General features: G+C 41.6%; 23 protein-coding genes. 12 read left to right on the forward strand and 11 right to left on the reverse strand.

Features of this window, described 5'->3' with window-relative positions; all coding sequences use genetic code 11:
• The 3 genes from dtd to V7783_RS18805 are packed head-to-tail and all read right to left on the reverse strand — an operon-like array spanning position 1 to position 2,308.
• Complete coding sequence (dtd, locus tag V7783_RS18795; RefSeq protein WP_335680028.1) at positions 1–438, reverse strand: D-aminoacyl-tRNA deacylase; 438 nt, start codon at positions 436–438, stop codon at positions 1–3.
• A complete protein-coding gene (gene pip / locus V7783_RS18800; protein WP_335680029.1) occupies positions 426–1,379 on the reverse strand; it encodes a prolyl aminopeptidase in 954 nt (317 codons plus the stop codon). The genes dtd and pip overlap by 13 nt, the downstream gene beginning before the upstream one ends.
• 32 nt (positions 1,380–1,411) lie before the next feature.
• The gene (locus V7783_RS18805; protein ID WP_335680030.1) at positions 1,412–2,308 is read right to left on the reverse strand and encodes a virulence factor BrkB family protein; all 897 of its coding nucleotides are present in this window, start codon (positions 2,306–2,308) and stop codon (positions 1,412–1,414) included.
• An 89-nt stretch (positions 2,309–2,397) separates the two neighbouring features.
• Between V7783_RS18805 and V7783_RS18810 the strand changes: the two genes are divergently transcribed.
• From V7783_RS18810 to V7783_RS18820, 3 genes are all read left to right on the forward strand, one after another.
• Positions 2,398–3,054: a DUF2959 domain-containing protein gene (locus V7783_RS18810; protein WP_335680031.1), complete on the forward strand. Its 657-nt coding sequence runs from the start codon at positions 2,398–2,400 to the stop codon at positions 3,052–3,054.
• A gap of 148 nt (positions 3,055–3,202) precedes the next feature.
• Positions 3,203–4,294 (forward strand): MBL fold metallo-hydrolase, encoded by a 1,092-nt coding sequence (locus V7783_RS18815; RefSeq protein WP_335680032.1) that lies wholly within the window; start codon positions 3,203–3,205, stop codon positions 4,292–4,294.
• Between the two features lie 115 nt (positions 4,295–4,409).
• Positions 4,410–5,141: a CBM9 family sugar-binding protein gene (locus tag V7783_RS18820; protein WP_335680033.1), complete on the forward strand. Its 732-nt coding sequence runs from the start codon at positions 4,410–4,412 to the stop codon at positions 5,139–5,141.
• A 386-nt stretch (positions 5,142–5,527) separates the two neighbouring features.
• Here the strand turns inward: V7783_RS18820 and typA are convergent, their stop codons facing one another.
• On the reverse strand, positions 5,528–7,351 hold the full coding sequence (typA, locus tag V7783_RS18825; protein ID WP_182740376.1) for a translational GTPase TypA: 1,824 nt from the start codon (positions 7,349–7,351) through the stop codon (positions 5,528–5,530).
• Between the two features lie 520 nt (positions 7,352–7,871).
• Here typA and glnA point away from each other — a divergent pair.
• The 5 genes from glnA (at position 7,872) to V7783_RS18850 (ending at position 12,978) form a co-directional block, all read left to right on the forward strand.
• A complete protein-coding gene (glnA, locus tag V7783_RS18830) occupies positions 7,872–9,278 on the forward strand; it encodes a glutamate--ammonia ligase (RefSeq protein WP_335680034.1) in 1,407 nt (468 codons plus the stop codon).
• A 136-nt stretch (positions 9,279–9,414) separates the two neighbouring features.
• Positions 9,415–9,927: a DUF4124 domain-containing protein gene (locus tag V7783_RS18835; protein WP_335680035.1), complete on the forward strand. Its 513-nt coding sequence runs from the start codon at positions 9,415–9,417 to the stop codon at positions 9,925–9,927.
• Between the two features lie 91 nt (positions 9,928–10,018).
• Positions 10,019–11,089: a nitrogen regulation protein NR(II) gene (gene glnL, locus V7783_RS18840; RefSeq protein ID WP_335680036.1), complete on the forward strand. Its 1,071-nt coding sequence runs from the start codon at positions 10,019–10,021 to the stop codon at positions 11,087–11,089.
• An 18-nt stretch (positions 11,090–11,107) separates the two neighbouring features.
• Positions 11,108–12,493, forward strand: a complete 1,386-nt coding sequence (gene ntrC / locus V7783_RS18845; protein WP_335680037.1) for a nitrogen regulation protein NR(I) — start codon at positions 11,108–11,110, stop codon at positions 12,491–12,493.
• 26 nt (positions 12,494–12,519) lie between these two features.
• The gene (locus V7783_RS18850) at positions 12,520–12,978 is read left to right on the forward strand and encodes a cyclic nucleotide-binding domain-containing protein (protein ID WP_335680038.1); all 459 of its coding nucleotides are present in this window, start codon (positions 12,520–12,522) and stop codon (positions 12,976–12,978) included.
• Here V7783_RS18850 and V7783_RS18855 read toward each other — a convergent pair.
• Positions 12,975–13,637: a hypothetical protein gene (locus tag V7783_RS18855; protein WP_335680039.1), complete on the reverse strand. Its 663-nt coding sequence runs from the start codon at positions 13,635–13,637 to the stop codon at positions 12,975–12,977. The genes V7783_RS18850 and V7783_RS18855 overlap by 4 nt on opposite strands.
• A gap of 55 nt (positions 13,638–13,692) precedes the next feature.
• Positions 13,693–13,980 carry a hypothetical protein gene (locus V7783_RS18860; protein ID WP_210795931.1) on the reverse strand — a complete coding sequence of 96 codons (288 nt, stop codon included), beginning with the start codon at positions 13,978–13,980 and terminating at the stop codon, positions 13,693–13,695.
• A 264-nt stretch (positions 13,981–14,244) separates the two neighbouring features.
• On the opposite strand from V7783_RS18860, the gene V7783_RS18865 reads away from it, so the two are divergent.
• From V7783_RS18865 to acnA, 3 genes are all read left to right on the forward strand, one after another.
• Positions 14,245–14,628, forward strand: coding sequence for an RNA-binding S4 domain-containing protein (locus V7783_RS18865; protein ID WP_064667768.1), 384 nt, complete (start codon positions 14,245–14,247; stop codon positions 14,626–14,628).
• A gap of 76 nt (positions 14,629–14,704) precedes the next feature.
• Complete coding sequence (locus V7783_RS18870; RefSeq protein ID WP_335680040.1) at positions 14,705–15,133, forward strand: hypothetical protein; 429 nt, start codon at positions 14,705–14,707, stop codon at positions 15,131–15,133.
• Between the two features lie 195 nt (positions 15,134–15,328).
• Positions 15,329–18,076: an aconitate hydratase AcnA gene (gene acnA / locus V7783_RS18875; RefSeq protein WP_335680041.1), complete on the forward strand. Its 2,748-nt coding sequence runs from the start codon at positions 15,329–15,331 to the stop codon at positions 18,074–18,076.
• A gap of 160 nt (positions 18,077–18,236) precedes the next feature.
• Here acnA and V7783_RS18880 read toward each other — a convergent pair whose 3' ends face one another.
• From V7783_RS18880 to V7783_RS18900, 5 genes are all read right to left on the reverse strand, one after another.
• On the reverse strand, positions 18,237–18,770 hold the full coding sequence (locus V7783_RS18880) for a DUF4124 domain-containing protein (RefSeq protein ID WP_335680042.1): 534 nt from the start codon (positions 18,768–18,770) through the stop codon (positions 18,237–18,239).
• Between the two features lie 34 nt (positions 18,771–18,804).
• Positions 18,805–19,494: a substrate-binding periplasmic protein gene (locus V7783_RS18885; RefSeq protein ID WP_335680043.1), complete on the reverse strand. Its 690-nt coding sequence runs from the start codon at positions 19,492–19,494 to the stop codon at positions 18,805–18,807.
• 150 nt (positions 19,495–19,644) lie between these two features.
• Positions 19,645–20,385, reverse strand: coding sequence for a phosphoadenylyl-sulfate reductase (locus V7783_RS18890; protein WP_335680044.1), 741 nt, complete (start codon positions 20,383–20,385; stop codon positions 19,645–19,647).
• A gap of 42 nt (positions 20,386–20,427) precedes the next feature.
• The gene (cysI, locus tag V7783_RS18895) at positions 20,428–22,125 is read right to left on the reverse strand and encodes an assimilatory sulfite reductase (NADPH) hemoprotein subunit (RefSeq protein ID WP_335680045.1); all 1,698 of its coding nucleotides are present in this window, start codon (positions 22,123–22,125) and stop codon (positions 20,428–20,430) included.
• Positions 22,126–22,191: 66 nt separating this feature from the next.
• Entirely contained in the window at positions 22,192–24,000 is a 1,809-nt protein-coding gene (locus V7783_RS18900) for an assimilatory sulfite reductase (NADPH) flavoprotein subunit (protein ID WP_335680046.1), read from the reverse strand.
• 393 nt (positions 24,001–24,393) lie between these two features.
• On the opposite strand from V7783_RS18900, the gene V7783_RS18905 reads away from it, so the two are divergent.
• The gene (locus V7783_RS18905) at positions 24,394–26,022 is read left to right on the forward strand and encodes an endonuclease (protein WP_335680047.1); all 1,629 of its coding nucleotides are present in this window, start codon (positions 24,394–24,396) and stop codon (positions 26,020–26,022) included.
• The last annotated feature ends 78 nt before the right edge of the window (positions 26,023–26,100 follow it).

Consider the following 26,100-nt stretch of genomic DNA (forward strand, 5'->3'; position numbering starts at 1 on the left):
TTACACCGCCAAATTAAATGTAACAGGCCCATCGTTACACAGGCTCACCTGCATATCTGCCCCAAACTGCCCGGTCGCAACAGTTAACCCCGCCGCTTTTGCTTGGTTTACAAAATACTCATACAGCTCATTTGCTTGAGCAGGGGTTGCCGCCGATGAAAAGCTTGGGCGCATGCCTTTTTTGGTATCAGCTGCTAAGGTAAATTGCGACACAACTAATAATTCACCTTGGATATCTTTGAGGCTTAAATTCATTTTATCGTTTTCATCAGTAAAAATACGGTAGTTGCTTACCTTGTGCAGCAGTTTCTCAGCAGTGCTATTATCATCGTGCTTCTCAACACCTAGCAGCAACAATATTCCCTGTTCAATTTGCCCGATGATTTGCCCATCTACTGCAACTTTTGCGTGTTTAACCCGCTGAATTAGTCCTTGCATTTATTCCTCGATAATTTGATGTACATAAGATCGGCTGCGCGCCGTACTGCTGATAAATATACATTATTATCAACACCATGCCCAACGCCATCTAATATAAGTAACTGAGCATTGAGTTGCTCGGCTAAATGCTGCACAGCATTGAATCGACATACTAAATCATGACGACCATGAATAAACCAAGTGGGGATTTTGCTAATTTTTTTATAGTGCTCACTAATAAAGTTATCCGAAATAAAGCACTGTGCAGCAAAATAATGGACCATCAAGCGCGCCATATTGAGGCCCAATTGTGGTGAACTCAATCCCCATTGATGCTGCTGTTTACCATGACTCAATACATTTTCCCACTGGCACCATAGTTTCGCAAAATGGTTGGCATTTATTTGATTATCATCATTTAATTGCTGCTGATAAAACTTAAGAATACTCCTCACATCCGGTAGGTTTTGGGAAAACCGCGCATACAACTCAGGGTAAAAGTGCGCCGCACCGCCTGCGCTGCTATATAACCAGTCTAAATCTGCTGAGGTGGCTAAAAACGTTCCCCGTAAAATAAGCCCTTGCACATGTTGAGTATGCTCAATAGCATACAGTAAACATAAAGTAGCTCCCCACGACCCACCGCTAAGCAACCATTTTTCAAGCCCAAGATAAGTGCGTAAGTAATCAAGATCTGCCACAAGCTCTGCGGTAGTGTTCGCATTAATTAAATGGGGAGTAGATTGACCACAACCGCGTTGGCTATACAAAATAATACGGTAGCGGGTAGGATCAAAGAAGCGACAATTATCCGCATGTAAACCCACGCCGGGGCCGCCATGACAAATCACCACCGGCAAGCCCTCTGGCTCGCCGTATTCCTGCACATGAATTTGATGACCATCCCCAACACTTAAATGAAAGTCATGATAGGGAGTGATGTTCGGATATAACTGCATAATGCTGATTCTCCTATCAGCGATGCAATTAACTAATGGCTAGCATCGCCTTCTTCATCGAGGATAATTTCAGGTGTATCGGCAATATTTTGCGGGCTAACACATACTGTGAATTCAGCCCCTAACAGCACAACCACCCAAGATAAATAAACCCATACAAACAAAATTGGGATTGTTGCCACCGCGCCATAAATTACTTCATACGATGGAAAATGACTGATATACAGTGCAAAACCTTTTTTTGTTAGCTCAAATAATAAAGCTGCAAATAAAGCCCCAGGGATTGCAGCTCGAAAAGGCACTCGAGTGTTAGGCACTAAAGTATAGAGCAAAATAAAGCCAGCCATGGAAATAATAAACGGTAATAGTTTAATCAAAAAGCCACTGAAACCAGGGATCCCTTCGTCAGCAAAGGAAACCAACGAAACAATATATGAAGAAATACCGATACTTGCCCCTAATAGCACTGGGCCAAGCGTTAATATCATCCAATAAACCGATAAGGAGATCATCAAGGGGCGTTTCTTTTTAATACGCCAAATACGATTAAGTGTCGCATCTACATTTTTCATTAGTAACAGTGCAATCGCGGCAAGAAAACTGATACCTACCGCCGTCATTTGATTCGCATTGCTGGCAAAAGAGCTAACATGCTCTCTTATCGCATCTGATGATGCAGGTACAAAGTTAGTAAACAAAAAGTTTTCAATCGCAACCTGGGTGTCTTCAAAACCCGGAAAAGCCGAGAAAATAGCAACTGCAACCGCAATTAAAGGCACTAAAGAAAGTAACGTTACATAAGCTAAATAACCTGCATTAACAGTGATATGGTCATCTATACAACGGGTTAAATATTGCATCCACCAACCGGGCTGTTGGCGTAAAAATGAACCAGCTTGTTGCTTATAATGTGCGACTTTATCACTCATAAATTTAACTTTCTGCTAAAATAGTTTTGATTATCATAGCAATCCGCCACATAATTTACAGCTATAACGGATTTAAAAAAGGGATCTCCATGAAAAAACTTACTTTGTTAGGCGCACCAATTATCGCTTTAACGCTCACCTTAACAGGTTGCCAATCTGCATATTACTCGGCCATGGAATCGGTCGGTGTGCATAAGCGCGACATTTTGGTCGACCGCGTTGAAGAAACTAAAGAATCACAAGAAGAATCTCAGGAAGAATTTCAGTCTGCCCTTGAACGTTTAACTACATTGATTAACTTTGATGGTGGTGACTTACAAGCAGCCTATGATCAACTCAATGATGACTACGAGTCAAGCCTTGCTGCTGCGAGCGATGTCACTAACAACATCAACAAAGTTGAAGACGTAGCCGAAGCACTGTTTGAAGAATGGGGCGACGAATTAGAGCAATACACTAATGCGTCACTAAAGCGTGAAAGCAATAAAAAGCTCACTGCAACCAAACGTGATTTTGACAAACTGTTACGTTCAATGCGTAATGCTGAAAGTAAAATGGAACCTGTGCTGTCGTCACTGCATGACAATGTTTTATATTTAAAGCATAACCTTAACGCACAAGCAGTATCAGCGATTCAAGGTGAGTTCACTAATCTTAAGCGCGACATAAAAGTGTTAATGGATGACATGAACAAGTCGATTGCTGATTCAAATAAATTTATTGAACAAATGAATAAAGCAGGGTAAATCAGCTGCGAGTTGGCGAGAAAAGAATACATTAAGCCTGCGATTTCGCAGGCTTTTTTATTGTTATATCTTGTTACTTTTTAAGTATTTTTTTATCTGCTATTTTTGGTACACTTTTCAATCATTAAAATAATAAAAACAGTCAACAATGAAAATACGTACCATTAGTTTGATTATCAGTTCAACTATCTTAGTCGCTTGTAGTAGCGCAAATAAAGTACAAACTATTGCGGGGCCAGAAACTATTGTGCCACTGCACCAAGATGGTGAACGAGCTGGCCGCTACCACAACCTCTATCCTGGTGATAAAACTTACCCTATTAGCTGTGAAAATGACTGCTATCCAAAAAACGCGAGCTTAATCTGTGAAACTGAGACTGAAAACTGCCAATATCAAGATGAGCAATTAAACCCACAACTCGATACTGGCTTTACTGTGCGTTGGCTCGGCCATGCAGGATTTATGGTAAAAACCCCCAACGGCCAACAAGTGGTATTTGATCCGGTAAAAGAGCAATTTGACTCCCCTGTTGATTTAGCTTTTCGCTTGGCATCTGGGTTTTATCGCAAACCAGGTGATTGGCTCACTGACAGCGAACTTAAAGATTTAGACGCCGTCATATACTCTCATCTTCACTACGATCATTTTAATAAAGCTGATATTGAAGAAATTGGCAATCAACCTCGCTACCTAACACCACTTGGGATGGCCGATAACTTTCCAACCGGTGGTTTTAATATTAGTGAAATGGCCTGGTATGCGAAAACTAACATTGCCGATTTAACGATTCATGCCATACCTGCGCACCACTTTAGCAGCCGAGTGTTAGTACCGTTTATTTACGAAGATCACGACAAAGATTTATGGAATGGTTGGCTGCTTGAACAAAATGGCAAAACACTCTTTTTTGCAGGAGACACAGGCTATTCAAAACACTTTAAAGATATCCAGCAAAAATATAGCGATATAGATATCTGCCTAATGCCTATAGCTTCTTATTACAGTGAAGAGAGCCCTAAATGGTACCGCTACGTTCACACTACGCCAGAGGATGCCTTAACGGGCGCACAGGAGCTTAACTGTAAAGTTATGATACCGTGGGGCTATGGCAACTCAAGTTGGCAGATGGGCGACCACAGCAGCCACTCAGCACTACTGCGTTTATTACACATGTACGATGAAATGAACTCGCAAGTACCGCTGTATATTCTCAATGAAGGTGAAAGTATCGCATTATAAAGCGATACTTGGGCAATCATACGGTTATTTACTTACCTGAATATTGTAAGTTGTTTTCAATTTTTGTTTCAGTCACTATTAGGCCATAAACAAAATAAGTAACCTTGGGAATTTGATGAAAACCGTCGCACTGACCTTAAGCCTATTAATCAGCAACGCCGCTATGGCTATCGATGTAGAGCATACAGCAACGCCTATTACTATTGATGGTGTCTCTGAAAGCGCATGGGATAAAGCACAATGGCAATCGATGCCTTACCTTATGGATGGTACTTTACCTGACTCAGATAAAGACTTTAAAGGCCGCTACAAATTACTTTGGGATGAAAACTATCTTTATTTACAAGCCGACATTGCTGATGATGTACTAATTGATACGCACCCAGATCCAACAGTCAAATATTGGGATGACGATGCACTGGAAATATTTATCGACAGCGATGCATCAGGTGGTAATCATCAATTTAATCATACTGCATTTGCGTATCATATAGGCCTTGATAACCAAGCCGCCGATTTTGGGCCTGATAAAAAGCCCCATTTATACACAGATCACTTAATTAGCCGCTGGCAACGCAACACCACCTCGCCCTACAACATCACTTGGGAAGTAGCCATAAAGCTCTACCCGAACGATTACCAAGAAGGCGCGCAAAACCCCCCGCTTAAATTAACCGCAAAACAAGTAATCGGCTTTATGCTCGCCTACTGCGATAACGATGGTAGTGACGTGCGCGAACACTTTATGGGCTCCCACGAAGTACAACCCGTTAACGGCAGCCGCAACCTTGGCTATATAGATGCTGATGTGTTTGGCAAAATCACTTTGTTACCAAAAAATAACTGATCCACGCAGAACTCAAGAGATGCTGCGCTTACAATAAAATAGGTACTAGGTTGCTAGGCGCTAGGGCAGCAAATCCCGATGACTTTGTTGCCCTAACCTCATTTACTGCTCATTATCTTCTCTTTGTGCAAACATTTTTTAAGTGAATTATTCACAAAGAGGATAAGAGACGCTGCACTTTTAGAGGAAAGAGGTTATGTTGCATGGTTTATAAAATCTAGCGGTTTTTACCTAATAGCTATACAAACACCAATCTAGCCAACTATGCTGTTCTAATCTGACAGCTGACAGCTTATAGCTCTTCCCCTCGCTAACTTTCACCCACAAAAAAGCCGCTGTATTTTACAATACAGCGGCTTTTAAAATCATTGTTCTAAATTAATAGATTATGATTTAGGCGCACGACCCGCACGTTTACGCTCATTTTCAGTTAAATGACGTTTACGAATACGGATGTTTAATGGCGTTACTTCTACTAACTCATCATCAGCAATAAACTCAAGCGCTTGCTCAAGTGAATAGTTAAGTGCTGGTGTTAATGTTTGTGCTTCATCTGTACCAGATGCACGAACGTTAGTAAGTTGCTTACCTTTAAGCGCGTTAACTGTAAGGTCGTTATCACGGCTATGAATACCGATAACCATACCTTCGTAAACTTCAATACCGTGACCGATGAATAAACGGCCGCGCTCTTGTAAGTTAAACAATGCGTTAGTTAGTGCTTTACCTGTTGCGTTTGCAATCATTACGCCGTTCTTACGAACACCTAGCTCGCCACCTTTGTGCGGACCGTAGTGATCGAAAGTATGATACATAAGGCCTGAACCTGATGTAAGCGTCATGAAATCAGTTTGGAAACCGATTAAGCCACGGCTTGGGATCATAAAGTCCATACGCATACGACCTTTACCATCTGGTGCCATGTCAGTAAGCTCGCCTTTACGAAGACCGATTTGCTCCATGATAGAACCTTGGTGCTCTTCTTGACAGTCAATCGTTACTGTTTCATACGGTTCTTCAAGAACGCCATCAACAGTACGTAAGATTACTTCAGGACGAGAAACCGCTAGCTCGTAACCTTCACGACGCATGTTCTCGATTAAGATACCTAAGTGTAATTCACCACGGCCAGAAACACGGAAGCTATCTGGGTTTGCAGTATCTTCAACACGAAGTGCTACGTTGTGTACTAATTCTTTGTCTAAACGTTCACGAATATTACGTGATGTTACAAACTTACCTTCTTTACCACAGAAAGGAGAGTTATTAACAGAGAACGTCATTGTTACTGTTGGCTCATCAACACTTAGTGGTGGTAATGCTTCAACATTAGTAGGACAACAAACAGTGTCTGAAATCTTAAGTTCGCCGATACCAGTAACAGTTACGATGTTACCAGCATAACCACGTTCAGTTTCGATACGCTCAAGACCTAGGTAGCTTTGTACAGAACCGATTTTACCGTTACGTTTAGTGCCATCAGCACTGATGATAGTAACTTGTTGGTTTACTGCAACAGAACCACGCTTGATACGGCCAACACCGATTACACCAACATATGAGTTGTAATCAAGTTGCGAAATCTGCATTTGGAAGTCACCTTCAGGATCTGCATCCGGTGGTGATACTTCGTCAACGATCATCTTGAACATAGGTTCCATGTTCTCTGATGGCTCGTCTAAATCTAATGTTGCCCAGCCGTTGATTGCTGATGCATAGATAACTTTAAAGTCTAACTGTTCGTCAGTTGCGCCTAGGTTGTCGAATAAATCAAAGATTTGATCCATAACCCAATCCGGACGTGCACCTGGCTTATCAATTTTATTGATAACAACGATTGGCTTTAAGCCTTGCGCGAATGCTTTTTGCGTAACGAAACGCGTTTGTGGCATTGGACCTTCTTGAGCATCAACAAGTAATAATACTGAGTCAGCCATCGAAAGTACGCGTTCAACTTCACCGCCAAAGTCGGCGTGTCCTGGGGTATCTACGATATTGATATGGTAGTCATTCCATGAAATGGCTGTGTTTTTAGCCAAAATGGTAATACCACGTTCTTTCTCAATGTCGTTTGAGTCCATCACGCGCTCTTCGTTACCGCCGCGTGTTTCTAATGTACCTGATTGCTCAAGTAGTTTGTCAACCAATGTTGTTTTACCGTGGTCAACGTGCGCGATAATCGCTATATTTCTTAACTTTTCGATGCTCATATTTTTACTCAGAGAAATTAAATTCTCAATGATCCTGCAAGATCTACGCACTCATCTGCGTTTTCACGAGATGTCCCAGCATAGGATTTAAAAGGGCGCATATTATCCCTTATTAATGACATGGATGAAAGTTTATCCAATATATATTTCACAACTTTCTTCATACTTCTAATAAGTATCTGTTTTATATATGACATTTTCATTAATTTAATTTTTCAATTTGCCACTATTTTGCTCATTCCTAGCTATTCTTGTCATAATTTGGCAGTATTTGCTGAGTAAGTTAACAAAATAGCAGTGTTTATTATATAGACAAATTGTTTGCAAATAGCGTTCACTCAACGCATGCACCAAAATGATCAAACAACGATCCATACTGGTGCAAAAATACTAAAACATAGCAACTACTGGTATTTTTTAACGATTAAAAACAATAGATTATAAACATGGCATGGAAGCCGCTTACTAGAAAGCAAAAGCAATTATGCAGCAAAAATAAAACCCAACAGTTGGAGGACACATGTCACAATCGGTTTTAGATTTTATTAAAGAAAATGACGTTAAGTTCGTTGATTTACGTTTTACTGATACCAAAGGTAAAGAGCAACATGTTTCTATTCCTCATCATCAAGTAGATGAAGACTTCTTTGAAGACGGCAAAATGTTTGACGGCTCTTCAATTGCTGGTTGGAAAGGTATTAACGAATCAGACATGGTATTACTACCAGTTGCTGAATCAGCTAAATTAGACCCTTTCACAGAAGAAGCAACTTTAATCTTGCGTTGTGACGTGGTTGAGCCTAGTACATTACAAGGTTATGAGCGCGACCCGCGTTCTGTTGCTAAGCGCGCTGAAGAATACATGAAATCTACAGGTATCGCTGACACAGTTTTATTTGGCCCTGAGCCAGAGTTCTTTGTATTTGATGATGTTAAATACAAAACTGACATGTCAGGTTCTATGTATAAAATTGATTCTAAGCAAGCTGCTTGGAACTCAGATAAAGAATATGAAGGCGGCAACACCGGTCACCGTCCTGGCGTAAAAGGTGGTTATTTCCCTGTTGCTCCAGTTGATGATTTCCAAGATTGGCGTTCAGCTACCTGTTTAGTTCTTGAAGAACTAGGCCAAGTTGTTGAAGCACATCACCACGAAGTGGCGACTGCTGGTCAAAACGAAATCGCGACTCGCTTCAATACTATGGTATTAAAAGCGGACGAAATCCAAGAAATGAAATACGTTATCCATAACATGGCTCACTTATATGGCAAAACAGCAACGTTCATGCCTAAGCCAGTTGTAGGTGATAACGGTTCTGGTATGCACTGTCACCAGTCTTTAGCTAAAGACGGCGTTAACTTATTCGCAGGCGACAAGTACGGCGGTCTTTCTGAAGATGCACTTTACTACATCGGTGGTATCATCAAGCATGCTAAAGCAATCAATGCGTTTGCAAATGCTTCAACTAACTCGTACAAACGTTTAGTACCAGGTTTTGAAGCACCAGTAATGCTTGCATACTCTGCACGTAACCGCTCTGCTTCGATTCGTATCCCAGTAGTTCCATCTGCAAAAGGTCGCCGTATCGAAGTACGCTTCCCAGATCCAACTGCTAACCCATACCTTGCTTTCTCAGCAATGCTTATGGCTGGCCTTGACGGTATCAAAAACAAGATCCACCCTGGCGATGCTATGGATAAGGATTTATACGACTTACCAGCAGAAGAAGCAGCAGAAATTCCAACAGTTGCATCTTCATTAGGTGAAGCACTAGCTGCACTTGATGCTGACCGTGAGTTCTTAAATCAAGGTGGTGTATTCACTAATGATTTAATCGATGCTTACATTGCACTTAAGTCAAAAGAAGTTGAAAAACTTAACATGACAACTCACCCAGTTGAGTTCGAAATGTACTACAGCTGTTAATCACGCTGTAGTTAAAATTATCTTGTTATAGATAATATATGTGTGTTCTCAAGGCCCGTTCTGCGGGCTTTTTTTATGGCTAATTTTCCCATTCTCCACTAAAGTTTAACTAGTGCAAAAAATGCAAGGTGACAAGGTGAAAACAAGGCTTTTATTACTAGCAACACTGATTTTAATCAGCTTTTATGGCTACAGCGGTGATAAGAAAATTTATTCTTGGAAAGACAAGAATGGCGTTTTAGTATTTTCTGATACACCTAAAGTCGGTGCTACCGAAGTAAAGCTCACTAGCCAAACTTTATCTATGCCTAGCGTTGATACAAGTGTTTTAGATGAACAGCAGCCTGTTGCCGAAAAAAGCTATAAAGTGGTTATTTCTTCTCCTGCCGATCAAGGTACTGTGCGTGAGAATACCGGTTCTGTGTATGTGACTAGTCGTATTACGCCTCGTTTTGAGAATGGTTTTAAAATTCAGCTGCTGGTTGATGGTACTGCATTTGCAGAGCCTAGCAATACCAGCACGTTTGCCCTGCGCGATGTAAATCGTGGAGAACACACCTTACAAATTAAACTATTTGATCCGCAAGGCTCTGTAGTCTCTGTTAGCCCAATAAGTACTTTTTTTATGCATAGAGCATCATCTTTGTAAAAAGATCGTATTCTCATACAAAGACAATAATTTGCTTAATAATTATGTGCTAAGCTGCTAATTATCATCAACGCACTAAAGTGGTGCAACCATGCCCAATAATAAAAATTTTAGCCCTGAACTACTCACCAGTATTTGGCAAAACCTGTCGACTGCGGTGATTTTACTCGATCAACAATTTACGCTTATTTACGCTAATAATAGTGCCAGTGAGCTATTAGGATTAGGCCCTAAGCGAATTTTAAAGCAACCTTTTGATAGTCTATTTAATTACCATTCGATAGATTTAAAACGCATTGCTCAATACTCACTGGTGGATGGTGTTGATTGCCATCAGCATAGAGCTGACGTAGTGTTCGTTGATTCTCGCCACGCAAAATTGGCGATTAGCTCGCGCCGAGTAAAACTACAAAATGAGTACTATATTTTATTTGAATGTCGCCAAACTGATGATGAAATTCGCCACGATCAAGCGTCTAATCAAATGCATCAATATCAAGCTGCTCGCAATCTAATTCGCGGACTTGCCCATGAAATTAAAAATCCTTTGGGCGGAATTCGCGGAGCGGCGCAATTATTGCAGTATGAGGTTGATCAGCAAGAACGGGATGAATGTGCAGAACTGATCATTGAACAAGCTGACCGCTTACGAGAGCTGGTAGACAGATTGCTAGGGCCGAATCAATTACCGCAAAAATCATACGGTAATATTCACCAAACCTTAGAATCTGTAATTAAGTTAAGTACCTTAGATAATTGCGCCAATATTAGTTTGGAAAAAGATTACGATCCAAGTATTCCGGATGTATTTATTGACCAAGGTAAAATTCAGCAAGTGGTACTTAATATTGTTCGTAATGCACAACAAGCGTTAGTCGATGGTGGCGTGATAAAAATTAAAACACGCATCAATCATCAACAACGTCGCCCGGGTAAAGCGCCTAAAAAAGCATTGCTGATCCAAATATCAGATGACGGACCTGGGATCGATCCTAGCATCAAAGAGACCTTGTTTTACCCGATGATCACCAATAAAGAAGGTGGTTCAGGGCTGGGTCTTTCGATTGCACAAACCTTGATCGATCAACACAATGGCTATATCGAATGTGATAGCTGGCCGGGTCATACAGAATTTAATATATATCTGCCTTTTGTGGATTAATCGGTTGTTGGAGTTCGCATGAAAACAGTTTGGCTTGTTGATGATGATGCATCAATCCGCTTTGTACTTGAAAAAGCGCTAGCACGCGCAGGTTTCAACGTTGAAAGTTTTGCTAATGCCCAAGACGTGCTCAGTGCATTAAAATTTAGCCAGCCCACCGTGTTGGTTTCAGATGTAAGAATGCCGGGTATGGATGGTATGGCATTGCTTGAGCTTATTGCAGAGCAAAACCCGGGACTTCCCGTGATCATTATGACTGCGCATTCCGACTTAGACTCTGCAGTTAATGCCTTTCAAAAAGGCGCATTTGAATACTTGGCCAAACCGTTTGATTTAAATGAAGCGGTTGCCTTAGTTGAAAGCGCGTGTCGCGCGAACTCCACTAAAAAGACCAAACGTAAACCAGCCCCACCAAAAAGCGCTCATATCATTGGTGAAGCACCCGCCATGCAAGAAGTGTTTCGTGCCATTGGTAAGCTGTCGGCATCAAGCATGAGTGTGTTGATCAATGGTGAATCGGGTACAGGTAAAGAACTCGTTGCCAGTGCCTTACATAACCATAGTCCGCGTAAAGAAAACCAGTTTATAGCCTTGAATATGGCTGCAATTCCTAAAGAGTTGGTAGAGTCTGAACTGTTTGGCCATGAGAAAGGTGCCTTCACTGGTGCTGATAGTGTGCGAAAAGGTCGTTTTGAACAAGCTAATGGCGGTACCCTGTTTTTAGATGAAATAGGGGATATGCCGCTGGATGTACAAACTCGACTATTACGCGTATTAGCTGATGGCGAATTTTACCGTGTTGGTGGTCATCAAAGTATTAAAGTTGATGTGCGGATCATTGCTGCGACCCACCAAAACCTTGAAGATTTGGTCAAACAAGGTAAGTTTAGGGATGACTTATTTCACCGCCTAAACGTAGTACGATTACGCCTACCCGCTCTACGCGAGCGCACCGAAGATATTGAACGCTTAGCACAACATTTTTTGCATAAAAGCGCAAAAGACTTACAAGTTGAAAGTAAAGTACTCAGCTCTAAAGCTACTGATTTACTACGTCTATTCAATTGGCCAGGTAATGTTCGCCAACTTGAAAACACCTGCCGCTGGCTTACTGTAATGGCCCCAGGTGAGTTAGTTAGTGAACAAGATTTACCGCCTGAAATTTTAGAAATTGATGAGGCTCAGCAAGAAGGTGATTGGCTTGATTCATTCCAGCAGTGGCTTAATCAAGAGCTGAAACAAGGTAAAGAGAATATTTGGCCAAATATTCAAGCACAGTTAGAAACTCGCTTAATTAAAACTGCGTTGGCAAACTGTGCAGGGCATAAACAAGAAGCTGCGGTTAAAATTGGTTGGGGTCGCAATACATTGACCCGCAAATTAAAAGAGCGCAATATCAACTAAAGTTCCCTGTTTGAAAGGAAAGCAAGTTGAAATTAATCGAGCATATTCCATTAATAAAGCAGATGGAAATACTCAATCGGCTGAATTTTTTTAGAGAGTTTACCCTCAACGAGCGGCAAATTTTACTCGAATCATTCAGCCATTTATATTTAGTAAGTCAAAATCGTTTTGTGTTTAAACAATTCGATAACGATAAACAGCTGTACATTGTTCTCAGCGGCGCTATTGTGGTATTTAACCACAGCCATTTAATGGAACTGGGCACAATAGAGCCCGGTGAGTTTATTGGCGAAGGTGCGTTTATCAATAACCGTGAGCGTAGCACCAGTGCCCGTGCAAAAACTGACACGATCGTGCTCGCAATATCACCTGAAGCACTAACACGACTCCCCAATGTGATCCGCGAAAAAATCAAAGACCGTATTATCGAAGGTATGAGCGAGCGTATAGCCAAACTTAGTCACTACCTAGAATCACGGGGCTAATCCATATACACAACTTGCAGCGAGCAGTTTAACCAATGCGGCCCTGTAATGTGTGCGTTATAGCGAAATGTGTCTGAGGGCTTTTCCCCAAAAGGAGTAGCAACCAAAGGGCTTAAATGCGTGTATGACTGCGAAGTATCTCTATAATTGATGACTAAATAATTTTCATAACGCTGCCAAACTAACTGAGCGCGGGCACCATTTAGTAAAGCAAATTCAACCAAGTTATCAACAAATCTAACTTTGAGACCATTGTAACGATCTTCAACGCAACCAGTAGTTCGCATTTGTTCTGGCACATCAAAACCTAGCTCTATTTGCTCACCACGCAAGTAAAAGCCAATATTGCCATTGCTATAATGATGATTTGCCGCCGACACATAGTGTATCTGTGGCTGATAGCCCATTGCTTGCATAATATCAGCAAGCTGCTCGGTTTCAGCTGTAAGTAGCTTATCTTCGGAAGTTAACAGTGTCGCAGCGGCAAACTCTTTGGGGATTGGTAATTGAATAAACTGATACGGTAATGGTTGTTGCTGTAAGCGTATTGTTAGCTGTTGTTTTTCTAGCTCTGTTAACGCTTGCGTGTACACATATATTGTTGGTTGTTGGCACGCAGTTAGTAATAACAACATGCAGATTAAAATTCCATTTCGCATAACACCTCCAAATGATTACAAACGTAGTCTATTAGAGGTGCCCTATTATAGCAACTTAATTTATTTGGCTATTTAACCAAACATCAACACTTTGTTTAGTGTATAGCACGTCTTTAAATAAACGATGACGTTGAAACTCCAACAAACGCTCTCGGTTATTATCACCACTGAGTAATTGACTGTGGTTATCATTAAACTTGGAAATTACCGAAAAACCTTTTTGCGTACTATGCGGCTGCTGTTTTACCTGTTGAGTTAGGTGCGCTCTGACATCATCAGCTGTTAACATATCTGAGTTATTTAAACCCATTAACTCTTTTCTCATTGCTAATCTTACGCCCATCTTCTACTCCATTTTTCAGTGCATGAGCACTTAAGTTACTGCATCTAGCGGTTATTAATTTTCACCATTTATGGCAAATAACAGGCCAGATTTTACAAGGGCAGCTTACACCGCAATTACTGCAGTTTTTTTAAAGCCAATCAAAAATACCAAAAAGTTATTGGTTATTTGTATTGAAAGCCTCTCAGAAATTAGATGGCTTGATGCAAAAGCCGCGCATAGCCTTTATACTACAGGCTATGCCCTACCTTAATGAGATCAAACATGAACGACGAATACATTGAAATTGAATTAGAAGAAGAACCGATTGAGTTATGTAAACTTTTAAAAGTTCTTGATTTAGTTGAAGGTGGCGGCCAAGCAAAAAACCTCATAACTGAGGGTTATGTGGGTGTTAACCATGAAATTTGTACAATCAAACGGAAAAAATTATACAGTGGTGATGTGCTTGAATTTGATGGTGAGCTATTTAAGTTAACCCTAAGTGAAGATGCAACACCGGCGCAGCGTGCTGTGGAAAATACTCAATCTGAGAGTGTAAAAAGCCCTGTGCAAGAAACACCAGCGGCACCTAAAAACAAACGTAAACGTACTAAAAAGCCGAAAGTAGATGAAAAAACGGGCCGTCGTCCAATTTCATTTGGTTAATCACCAGCATAACTTGTAAAACACTTTGAGGTCGTCTTTAATTACTTTCTAAATAACGACAAATAGAAAGCATTTTATGACGACTTCAACAGCCCCTACTTGGCTCAAAAGTGTTGCTTGGGCCGCATTAGTTTGGAATTTACTCGGGGTAATTGCATTTATTATGCAACTGCTTATGACACCTGAGATGATTAGTAAACTTCCTGCAGATCAACAAGCTGCATATTCAAATACCCCTTTATGGTCTACCTTAGCATTTGCTGTAGCCGTTTTTGCTGGCACATTAGGCTGTGTTTTCTTATTGCTTAAAAATGCCATTGCGCGAGCGTGTTTTGCGTTGTCTTTAATCGCGATTTTTATCCAGCAATTTTATAATTTTATCGTCATTAACAGTATTGAATTACTCGGTGCGAGTGCTGTATTTATGCCACTACTGGTGATCATCATCGCTGTTTTATTATTACAACTTAGTCATCGTGGCAAACAACAAGGCTGGCTGAGATAAAACATCACTGCAAGCTTGCGTTGTTTTGATTGGTTTTACTACCCATGGCTTGAAATCTAAATTTTCAGCATCATCTCTGTATCATAAACTGTCTACTAATCGTGCAATCTGATACTGGTATGCAGTTTGCATTTCACTATTTAAAAGAGGTTACATTTACCATTTAAGGACATTCATCTACTTTAGGGGCATATAATGAATAATAGTTTTGATACCCAAAAACAACTCACTATTAATGGCGAGCAGTTTCATATTCATTCACTGCAAGGATTAGGCGACAAAGCCAAACGATTGCCGTTCTCGCTGAAAATTCTACTAGAAAATTTATTACGCAATGAAGATGGCGTAAATATCAAAGCACAAGATATCGATGCATTATTAGATTGGGATCCTCAAGCTAAGCCAACTGCTGAGGTAGCATTTACGCCAGCACGCGTAGTAATGCAAGACTTTACCGGTGTGCCTGCAATCGTTGATTTAGCCGCAATGCGTGACGCCATGGAAAAACTCGGTGGCGATCCTGCGAAAATAAACCCACTATCTCCTGCCGAATTGGTAATTGATCACTCTGTACAAGTAGATGGCTATGGTAATGATGGCTCATTTGATTTAAATGCCAAGCTAGAATATGAACGCAATAAAGAACGCTATGAGTTTTTACGTTGGGGGCAAACAGCCTTTGATAACTTAAAAGTAGTGCCGCCTGCAACAGGGATCGTTCACCAAGTGAATTTAGAATACCTGGCACGAGTGGTATTTAACGAAGACCGCAATGGGCAAAAATTTGCTTACCCAGATACCTTAGTTGGTACTGATTCTCATACTACCATGATCAATGGCTTAGGCGTGCTTGGCTGGGGTGTAGGTGGTATTGAAGCAGAAGCCGCAATGCTCGGCCAGCCAATTAGCTTGCTGATCCCACAAGTTGTGGGCATGAAGCTCAGTGGCCGCTTACCTGAAGGCACCACAGCGACAGATTTAGTACTGACCGTCACTGAGATACTGCGCAAACATGGTGTGGTGGGTAAGTTTGTTGAATTTTATGGTGATGGCCTTGCCGACTTACCATTAGCAGATCGTGCCACCATCGCCAATATGGCCCCTGAATACGGCGCTACGTGTGGTATTTTCCCTATTGATGATGAAACCATTAGTTACTTGCGCTTAACTAATCGCGATGAAGAGCAGTTAAAACTGATTGAAGACTACGCAAAACATCAAGGGTTATGGCGTAATGATGGCGATGAAGCTAATTACACCGATAAACTCGAGTTAAACCTCAGCGATGTGGTGCCAAGCCTTGCAGGTCCAAAACGTCCACAAGATAGAATTGCACTGGATCAAGCCGGCGATATTATTACCAAACACTTAAAAACCTTCCAAGATGAACGCTTAGCAAAACGTGACAACAGTGATGAACAGCAATCGCGTATTGAAAGTGAAGGTCCCGCTATAAACCCTGATGATACGGTCAACGAAGCACAGTTTATGGGGGCTGCAAAGGTTAACTTTAAAGAGCAAGAATTTGAGCTCAAAGATGGCGCTTGTGTGATTGCTGCCATTACTAGCTGTACCAACACTTCTAATCCAAGTGTGATTTTAGCCGCAGGTTTAGTTGCGCAAAAAGCTCGCCAATTAGGAATTAATGTAAAACCTTGGGTAAAAACATCACTGGCACCTGGCTCACAAGTGGTCACTGACTACTTAGAAAAAGCAGGTTTAATGGATGATTTAGATGCCCTTGGCTTTAACTTAGTGGGTTATGGTTGTACTACCTGTATTGGTAATTCAGGCCCTCTCGCTGATGAAATCTCTGACGCGATTCAAAAACATAAACTGGTGGTAAGTTCTATATTATCAGGTAACCGTAACTTTGAAGGGCGTATTCACCAAGATGTGAAAATGAACTTTTTAGCTTCACCACCGTTGGTTGTTGCTTACGCAATTGCTGGGCGCACTGATATCGATGTATACAACGAGCCTCTAGCGCAAGATGCTAATGGTAATGATATTTACCTGAAAAACATCTGGCCTTCAGTAAGTGAAGTAAATGAACTCGTGAAAAAAACCGTTACCAAAGAAATGTTTGCTTCAAGTTACGGCAATGTCTACAAAGGTGACGATCGCTGGCAGCAAATTAAAATACCTGATGGCAAATTGTATGATTGGAATGATGCATCAACTTACATCAAAAAAGCGCCATTCTTTGATGGTATGACAGCAGAACCACCGGGGATCCCAACAATCAATGGCGCACGCTGTTTAGCAAAACTTGGCGACTCTGTTACTACCGACCATATTTCTCCTGCGGGGGCAATCAAGGCCGATGCACCAGCAGGCCTATATCTGCAAGAAAATGGCGTTGAAAAGGCCCAATTTAACTCTTATGGTTCACGTCGTGGTAATCACGAAGTGATGATGCGTGGTACGTTTGCCAACGTAAGGTTAAAAAACTTATTAGCACCGGGCACAGAAGGTGGTGTCACTCGCACCCAGCCTGATGATGAGCTTGCTAGCATTTACGATGCCGCAATGGCCTATCAACAGCAAGGTACGCCACTAGTCGTACTTGCAGGCGCTGAATATGGTACGGGTTCATCACGTGATTGGGCTGCAAAAGGCTCACTATTACTCGGTGTAAAAGCTGTGATAGCGCAAAGTTATGAACGTATTCACCGCTCGAATCTGATTGGTATGGGCGTACTGCCACTGCAATTTAAAGAGGGCGAAAGTCATGAATCCCTTGGTTTAACTGGCCAAGAACAATTTGACATTGATGGCTTGTATGACAAAACCACAGAAGTAAGCGTGATTGCTACCAACAGTGAAGGTAAAAAACTTAGCTTTACTGCTGATGTGCGTATTGATACCCCTAAAGAATGGGATTACTACAAGCATGGCGGTATTTTACAATACGTCTTGCGTAATATGCTCAGCAATTAACTATGAGTAAAGGGCTAAGCAAATTTAATTTGCTTAGCCCTTGGTTTATTGATGTAAAAACCTAACCGGCTAAAAACCCCAAACAACATACCTACACCCAAGTCAGCTAACAGCTACGTATTGTATGACTGAGCAAAACCCCATAAGAATAAGGTATTTATTACTGAGCCGCTTCTAGCGCCTTAGTACGTTGCTCTAATGTGCTTTTAACTTGCTCTGCATCTTCAAACAGTTGTTTTATCACTACAGGATCATAAACACTAATTGGCGTTGGCGAAAGTGACGGCATATTAGCGGCCTTAGCACTGCCTTTGAGAATTGCGGTATCCTCGGCTGCAACCACCGTTATATCGTTGGGGTCGAGTATCATTTGTTGGCTTTTACCATCCGGGTTTGGCCTATCTGAATAATGCCATTGGCCTTGCTTGTCTTGCCATTTATAAATTACGATAGCCACCTGTGAATCATCCGAGGTTATTGATTCTAAGAAGTTTTGGCTGGTCTCACTAACAACCTTAACAGCGCGCGCCAGCGTATCACTGGATAATGAAATCATTTGCTCTTTTATACCACTGGATTGACGCGTTATTTCATCACTCGTTAGCCATGTTTGACCATCTGGGCGCTGCAAATAAAATAATCCTGCAACACTAATTAGCAATACCATAATTGCTAGGTAGGCGAAGTACTTCATATTCAATCCTTTGAGTTAAAACTTTCCATAACTATCATTGATAGCGAGCAATGATTTTATCCAGCTCGCCATTATCTTTCAACTTTTGTAAAAAATCATTAAATTGTTGCGCATACTTTTTACCTTTGGAGTTATAAGCAAACTGCAACTGTAAGGGTGCCACACCAACGTTTACATCACTTACCACTAACGCAGCAAACTCAGGGTGGTGATCTATATACCAGTTCAAAACTGATTTCGAGATAACGGTAAATCGTTGACTAGAATGCGTATCTTTATACAAGCTTTGCAGTACTTCTAAATCCGAATAAAAGTTTTCACGATGTATTACTTTGTTCTGCACTAACAACTCAAATGTTGGATAAACATAACCAAAGCGGCCAAGTAAAACGCCACTTTTTAAACTATTCAATTTTTGCAAATCGATTAGCTTGGCACCTCGGGCAGCCACCATCACATCTTCCTCTCGTATAACCTCGTGACTCCAATAATATGAACCATTGCCAACTTGCCAATCTTCAGACTCCATCCGTGCATCAACATCACCATCTTTCACCATTTTTGCTGAACGCATTTCTGGCACGAATACATAATCTACTTGAACCCCCGATGCCTTCGAGAATGCAGTTATAATGTCATGTAAAATACCTTTATTTTCTGAGCGGACAAAGTGAAAGGGAGGATAATCTTCGTTCGGTAAAGCGATGCGAAGACTCTCGGCCAAAAGATTACTGGAATATAACAACAAGAAAATTACGCAATACAGTTTCATACAATACGTACACATCTATTTATAGCGCCTAATAGTATTGTAGTCCAAAAACACAAAACGCAGCTAGGCTGCGTTTTAGAATATTCAAATAAGTGTTTAAGGTTAGATACCATCACCATCAATGTGTAGGCCACATTCACGGTTTAAACCAAAGAAACGGGTTTCTTCTTCGGTCATACCTGGCTCTAATTTACGCGTGGTGTGCACATCGCCCATTGACACATATCCTTGCTCCCAAAGCGGGTGGTAAGGTAGGTCATGCTTGGTTAAATACTGATACACATCGCGGTTTGACCATTCAATAATCGGGTAAACTTTAACAGTACCACGGCTAATTTCAACAATCTGCTTTTCAGCTCGGGTTGACGCTTGATCACGGCGTAGGCCACTAAACCAAGTGCCGGCCTCAATGTCTTTTAGCGCACGAGTCATAGGCTCCACTTTATTAAGCTGGTTATATTGCTTAATACCCGCTTCGCCTTGCTCCCATAACTTACCAAACTTAGCTTCTTGCCATGCTGGGCTAAGGGCCGATTTATACACTTTTAAATTAAGTGATAAGCGTTCGGTCATCTGTTCTATGAACTGGTATGTTTCCGGGAATAAATAGCCAGTATCTGTCAGTACCACCGGAATATCTGGACGCTGCGATGTCACTAGGTGCAACATCACCGCAGCCTGAATACCAAAGCTTGATGATAAAAACTGCGTATCAGGCAAGTTTTCTAACGCCCAAGCCACACGTTGTTCAGCAGTTAAATCTTTTAATACGTCGTTTGCATCTGCAAGCAACGTCGCTTGGCTTTCTTTATCTAGCTGTAATATGTTTTTAAATTCACTCATAGTAAATTCCAAACCTCAGCAAGCTCATTCGCTTGCTTTAAATTAAGCGTGAAAATCGGTGACTGACACTTTAACTTCAGCAACAATGCCTTTTCTAATAACAAAGTCACCAAAACATTCGCCGTCGTTACGTTCACTTGCCCATTGACCAATTAGTTTGTCAAAGGCATCTAAATACACGTCTTCACCAACATTCTCTAAATACAATTTAGGAATACGTGTGCCTTCAAGGTTGCCCCCTAAGTACACGTTATATTTACCAGGACCTTTACCCACTAAGCCTGCTTCTGCCAACATGGCGCGACCACAACCGTTTGGACAACCAACCACACGCATAATGATGCTGTCATCTGGAATGCCGTGCTTCGCAAGCAGCGCTTCTGTTTTTTCAATTAAGCTTGGTAAGTAACGCTCAGCCTCTGCCATTGCAAGTGGGCAAGTTGGTAATGCCACACACGCCATAGAGTTTTTACGTTGCTCAGAGTCTTTATCGTCAATCAAACCGTGATTACGGGCGATTTCTTCAATCACCGCTTTTTGATCCGCAGGCACGCCGGCGATAATCAAATTTTGGTTCGCCGTCATGCGCATGTCACCTTGGTGAACTTCAGCAATTTTACGACAACCTGTTTTCAGTGGTTTACCTGGGTAGTCTAAAATACGGCCACTTTGAATAAATAGCGTTAAGTGGTGTTTACCATCAATACCTTCAACCCAACCAATACGATCGCCACGATGAGTAAACTCATAAGGGCGACTCGGTGCAAATTTAACCCCTGAGCGTGCTTCAACTTCCGCTTTAAATACATCACTACCTACACGGTCTAGGGTGTATTTAGTTTTCGCATTTTTACGGTTTGAGCGATTACCCCAATCACGTTGTACTGATACCACATGCTCAGCAATTTTAAGTGTGTCTGCTAAGGCGATAAAACCAAAGTCATCCGCTTTACGTGGATAGGTTGCGGTATCGCCGTGAGTCATGGCAAGACCGCCACCGACTAATACGTTAAAGCCTACCAATTTGCCATCTTCTGCAATGGCGACAAAGTTTAAGTCATTTGCGTGTACGTCCACTTCATTATTAGGTGGGATAGTCACAGTGGTTTTAAACTTACGCGGTAAATAGTTAGAGCCTAAAATTGGCTCTTCAGTGGTTTCTGCCTTTTCGCCATTTAACCAGATTTCTGCATACGCTTTGGTTTTTGGTAATAAATGCTCTGAAATTTTTGCAGCCCAATCGTATGCTTCTTGATGTAGCTCAGACTCAACCGGATTAGTAGTACATAACACGTTACGGTTAACATCACCTGCGGTGGCAATTGAGTCAATGCCCACGCTATTAAGCATCTGGTGCATGCCTTTAATGTTTGGCTTTAACACACCGTGAAACTGAAACGTTTGACGCGTAGTTAAACGAATACTGCCGTAGCTGGTTTTTTCATCGGCAAATTTATCAATTGCAAGCCATTGCTCAGGCTTAATAATACCGCCAGGCATACGGGCACGTAACATGACATTGTGTAGTGGCTCAAGCTTTTGCTTAGCACGTTCACCACGAATATCACGGTCATCTTGTTGATACATACCGTGGAAACGAATTAACTGAAAGTTATCCGCAGTAAAGCCACCAGTGATCTCGTCTGTTAAATCTTGCTCTATGGTGCCACGTAAAAAGTTACTTTCTCTTTTCAAACGCTCGTTATCAGAAAGCTTTACGTTTTTATCTTGTTCGCTCATGTTTAATCCTAAATTTGTTACAGTGACGGCTGTTAGCGTTACTTTTATAAAGTAAGCAATGTGTACTTAGTACACATCTTTCTGATAGCGATTTGCGCTTCGTAAGTCTTTTAAATACTGCTCAGCGTCTTCATCGTTTTTACCGCTATTTTCTTTGATGATATCAACCAAGGCTTGGTGTACATCTTTCGCCATGCGATTTGCGTCACCACAAATATAAAAATGTGCGCCAGCTTCTAGCCACTCAAATACCGCTTGGCTGTTTTGACGAAGCTTGTCTTGCACATAGACTTTCTCAGCTTGGTCACGGCTAAACGCCACATCAACTTTGCTCAATAAACCTGATTTTAAATAGCCTTGAATCTCTACTTGATACAAAAAGTCTTGAGTAAAATGTGGGTTACCGAAGAACAACCAGTTTTTACCAGCTGCTTCACGGGCATCACGCTCTTGTAAAAATGCACGAAACGGCGCAATACCTGTACCTGGGCCGACCATGATCACCGGTGTTTCGTCATTAGCAGGTAAACGGAAATTATCGTTATGCTCGCTATATACTTTTACTTTACAGCCTTCTTCGGCACGGCGTGCTAAATAGCCTGAACAACCACCTAAATGCTCGCTGCCAAACGCTTCAAACTCAACCAAACCAATCGTTAAATGTACTTCGTCTTCAACTTCAGCTTGGCTGGAAGCAATTGAATATAAACGTGCTTGTAATTTACGTAAGCAATCAACTAAAGTTTGTGCTTCAAGTTTGGCTGGGTTTTGGCGGATCACATCAAAGATTTGACGAGGTTCAATGTATTCACGCATTGCCGCTTTATCTTCAACTAGCTTTAATAACTCAGGTGTACCTGTGGCGATTGCGTATTTTTCAACAAAGCCAGGGTATGACTGAGTAAGTTCAAGTTTCTCAATTAATGCATCACGAACACTTAATTCAACATCACCTAACTTTACGCTCGTTGCGCCATCAATTTGAGTCAGTGTCAGCACTTCATCAACTAATGCTTCATCATTTAGGAAGTAAACACCTAATGAATCACCCGGTGTATATGTGATGTCTGAGCCTTCTAATGAAATTTCAACATGACGTACGTCTTTTGTTGAATCACGACCAGTGATCTTTTGCACTGTGCTTAGCTCTGCTGCAAACGGGTTTTGCTTAGTGTATTGGCTCGCAGCTGTTGCTGGTGCACCAAATGACACTACTTGCCCGCCAGTGGCACTTTGCTGTGCTTTTAAATCAGGTTCAAACGCATCGAGTGCGCCAGTGATCCAGGTAGCCGCTTCATCATCGTAATCAACATCTAAGTCAGCGCGCTGATAAATGGTTTCTGCGCCGAGTTTATTTAAGCGCTGTTCAAAGTCTTTTGCTGTTTGGCAGAAAAACTCATAGCTTGAGTCACCTAAACCTATAACCGCTATTTTAACACCATCAAGTTTAGGGGCTTTTTTAGTCGCTAAAAATTCATGCAGTGTTTCTGCATCTTCTGGCGGCTCACCTTCACCGTAAGTTGAAACAACAATGCTCAGGAACTTTTCTTTTTTCAGGGCTGTTGGTTTGTAATCAGCCATACTCACTAATTTAACAGCCAAACCACGTGATTCAGCTTGCTCTTTAAGTTTAGTCGCGACACCTTTTGAATTACCGGTTTGTGAACCATATAAAATGGTCAATGCAGCTGCTTCACCTGCACTTGGTGCAGCACCCGCCACGCCACCTAAAGCCGCTGTATTTGCATTTGCAGCAAGATAGCCACTTACCCACGCTTGCTGAATTGGATTAAGCTCAGCTACTAAACCTTGTAGCTTTTGTACTTGCTCTTGCGATAATGGACTTGCTAGCGCATTAAGTTGACCTAACAACATGAATTAATTCCCCGTAACCCTGAAAGTTATCTACAAAATGATTACTGATTGCAGTCATCACTTTGCCTAAAATTTGTGTCGACTTTAAGGCAAATAAATCAGGCCCTAAAGATTTCTCTGAGTGTGAAGAATAACGGGGTATCCGCCAATAAAAAAAGAATAGAATCTGCTTTGTTATTCCATTTAGTTATTAATTTATAAATTTACCAGTAAAAACAGATTAAAAGCTAGAAACAGTGCCCGTCTACTATCGCAACACAATAATCACCTCTCAAAAATAGTCATTACCAATCTTGATTACAAAATAACACATTAACTTTTTTGCAACAAAACTCGGGTACGCTATAGTGGAATTGGCCACATTTTGTGCGCCCATAACAATAAGGAAACACTATGTCACACGGGACATATAAAAAATGCATACTCGCCAGTGCTGTTTTATCAGCAGCACTACCTTGCTTAGCCGCCGTTGATAATGGCGACTTTGAAAATTGGGCAGGCAACACCCCTAATAATTGGAGCACTATTGATTCCGGTATTACGCTCTCGCCATCAAGCTCTATCGTCAACAGCGGTTCACTCGCTGCTAAAGTAGAGGTGAATACAGCAAGCCAAAGCAATACGGATTTACTGCAACAGGTAACTGTTGAGGCAGGCCAAAGCTATCTATTTTCAAGCTGGGTTTACCACACTGAAGGCGGTGTTAAAGCGCGTCTCATTGCCGACGGTTATCAAGGCTACTCAAACCCTGCACTTTTAAATCAATGGCAACAGATCAGCTATACATACACAGCATCAAGTAACACGACCATTAGCGTTGGTCTACGCTTTTATGATGTTAGCGGTTTTGATGGCAGTGAAACTGTTTATGTTGATAATTTCACACCAAACGCGACTGGCAGCACACCAACACCGACCGGTTGTGCTGATAACACTGTTAGTTTAGCGCTCACCACAGATAACTATGGCGAAGAGACAAGTTGGCAAATTACTAATGCGCAAGGCACCCCCGTTGCATCTGGTGGCAGTTATAGCGGCAATAACAGTTACACTGAACAAGCCTGCCTAGTTGATGGCGATTATACCTTTAGCATTTTCGATAGCTATGGCGATGGTATTTGCTGCTCGTTTGGTAACGGCAGTTACGCGCTCACATTTGAGCAAACACAACTTGCAAGCGGCAGTAGCTTTCAAACTAGCGAAGCAACGCCATTCACACTGGGCGATGATACTAACCCAGAAACGCCCCCCACAGAGCCAAGCGGTTATTATGTCACCGTTCAAGGTTTAACAGGCTACGCTCTAAAAACAGCACTATATAACATCGTTAAAGACCACAACTCACAGGGTTATTCTGCAATTTGGAGCTTTTACGATATTGCTGCACGAGATAAGTACTTTGAAAATGACAATTCGATTCTCGATCGTTATGCTGAAAACCCAACGGGCCAAGACAGTTATAACTATATAGCAGTAGCTGATCAGTGTGGAACCTACAGAGGTGAAGGTGATTGTTATAACCGCGAACATTCATTCCCGAAAAGTTGGTTTGGCGGCACAAATGAGCCTATGAATTCAGACGTACACCATATTTTTGCCACCGATGGTTATGTAAATTCAAAACGCAGTAACTATCCGTTTGGTGAAGTAGGCAGCGCCAGCTATACCTCAAGTAATGGCAGTAAATTAGGCAGTGCAGCAAGCTCAATTAATTACTCAGGCACGGTATTTGAGCCAATCGATGAATTTAAAGGTGACTTTGCCCGCGCTTATTTTTATATGGCAACCCGCTATGAGAATGTCATTGGTTCGTGGCAAAACAACACCACTGCAAGTAACGCAGTACTGAATGGCACATCAAACCAAGTATTTGAGAATTGGGTAGTGACTATGCTGATTAATTGGCACAACGACGACCCTGTCAGCCAATTAGAGTTAGATAGAAACCAAGCCGCTTATGAACATCAAGGTAATCGTAATCCATATATCGATCACCCAGAATTTGTAGAGATGATTTGGTAAAGGTCAGCGGTCAGCGGTCAGCGGTCAGCGGTCAGCGGTCAGCGGTCAGCGGTCAGCGGTCAGCGGTCAGCGGTCAGC

Origin of the sequence: Pseudoalteromonas sp., from assembly GCF_036960685.1 — a bacterium.
In the GTDB taxonomy this organism is placed as follows: Bacteria; Pseudomonadota; Gammaproteobacteria; order Enterobacterales; family Alteromonadaceae; genus Pseudoalteromonas.

What these genes read in the sequence shown, in the direction of transcription:
- dtd (WP_335680028.1), bottom strand. Translation starts at nt 438, where the DNA reads ATGCAAGGACTAATTCAGCGGGTTAAACACGCAAAAGTTGCAGTAGAT.
- pip (WP_335680029.1), bottom strand. Translation starts at nt 1,379, where the DNA reads ATGCAGTTATATCCGAACATCACTCCCTATCATGACTTTCATTTAAGT.
- V7783_RS18805 (WP_335680030.1), bottom strand. Translation starts at nt 2,308, where the DNA reads ATGAGTGATAAAGTCGCACATTATAAGCAACAAGCTGGTTCATTTTTA.
- V7783_RS18810 (WP_335680031.1), top strand. Translation starts at nt 2,398, where the DNA reads ATGAAAAAACTTACTTTGTTAGGCGCACCAATTATCGCTTTAACGCTC.
- V7783_RS18815 (WP_335680032.1), top strand. Translation starts at nt 3,203, where the DNA reads ATGAAAATACGTACCATTAGTTTGATTATCAGTTCAACTATCTTAGTC.
- V7783_RS18820 (WP_335680033.1), top strand. Translation starts at nt 4,410, where the DNA reads ATGAAAACCGTCGCACTGACCTTAAGCCTATTAATCAGCAACGCCGCT.
- typA (WP_182740376.1), bottom strand. Translation starts at nt 7,351, where the DNA reads ATGAGCATCGAAAAGTTAAGAAATATAGCGATTATCGCGCACGTTGAC.
- glnA (WP_335680034.1), top strand. Translation starts at nt 7,872, where the DNA reads ATGTCACAATCGGTTTTAGATTTTATTAAAGAAAATGACGTTAAGTTC.
- glnL (WP_335680036.1), top strand. Translation starts at nt 10,019, where the DNA reads ATGCCCAATAATAAAAATTTTAGCCCTGAACTACTCACCAGTATTTGG.
- ntrC (WP_335680037.1), top strand. Translation starts at nt 11,108, where the DNA reads ATGAAAACAGTTTGGCTTGTTGATGATGATGCATCAATCCGCTTTGTA.
- V7783_RS18855 (WP_335680039.1), bottom strand. Translation starts at nt 13,637, where the DNA reads ATGCGAAATGGAATTTTAATCTGCATGTTGTTATTACTAACTGCGTGC.
- V7783_RS18860 (WP_210795931.1), bottom strand. Translation starts at nt 13,980, where the DNA reads ATGGGCGTAAGATTAGCAATGAGAAAAGAGTTAATGGGTTTAAATAAC.
- V7783_RS18865 (WP_064667768.1), top strand. Translation starts at nt 14,245, where the DNA reads ATGAACGACGAATACATTGAAATTGAATTAGAAGAAGAACCGATTGAG.
- V7783_RS18870 (WP_335680040.1), top strand. Translation starts at nt 14,705, where the DNA reads ATGACGACTTCAACAGCCCCTACTTGGCTCAAAAGTGTTGCTTGGGCC.
- acnA (WP_335680041.1), top strand. Translation starts at nt 15,329, where the DNA reads ATGAATAATAGTTTTGATACCCAAAAACAACTCACTATTAATGGCGAG.
- V7783_RS18880 (WP_335680042.1), bottom strand. Translation starts at nt 18,770, where the DNA reads ATGAAGTACTTCGCCTACCTAGCAATTATGGTATTGCTAATTAGTGTT.
- V7783_RS18890 (WP_335680044.1), bottom strand. Translation starts at nt 20,385, where the DNA reads ATGAGTGAATTTAAAAACATATTACAGCTAGATAAAGAAAGCCAAGCG.
- cysI (WP_335680045.1), bottom strand. Translation starts at nt 22,125, where the DNA reads ATGAGCGAACAAGATAAAAACGTAAAGCTTTCTGATAACGAGCGTTTG.
- V7783_RS18900 (WP_335680046.1), bottom strand. Translation starts at nt 24,000, where the DNA reads ATGTTGTTAGGTCAACTTAATGCGCTAGCAAGTCCATTATCGCAAGAG.
- V7783_RS18905 (WP_335680047.1), top strand. Translation starts at nt 24,394, where the DNA reads ATGTCACACGGGACATATAAAAAATGCATACTCGCCAGTGCTGTTTTA.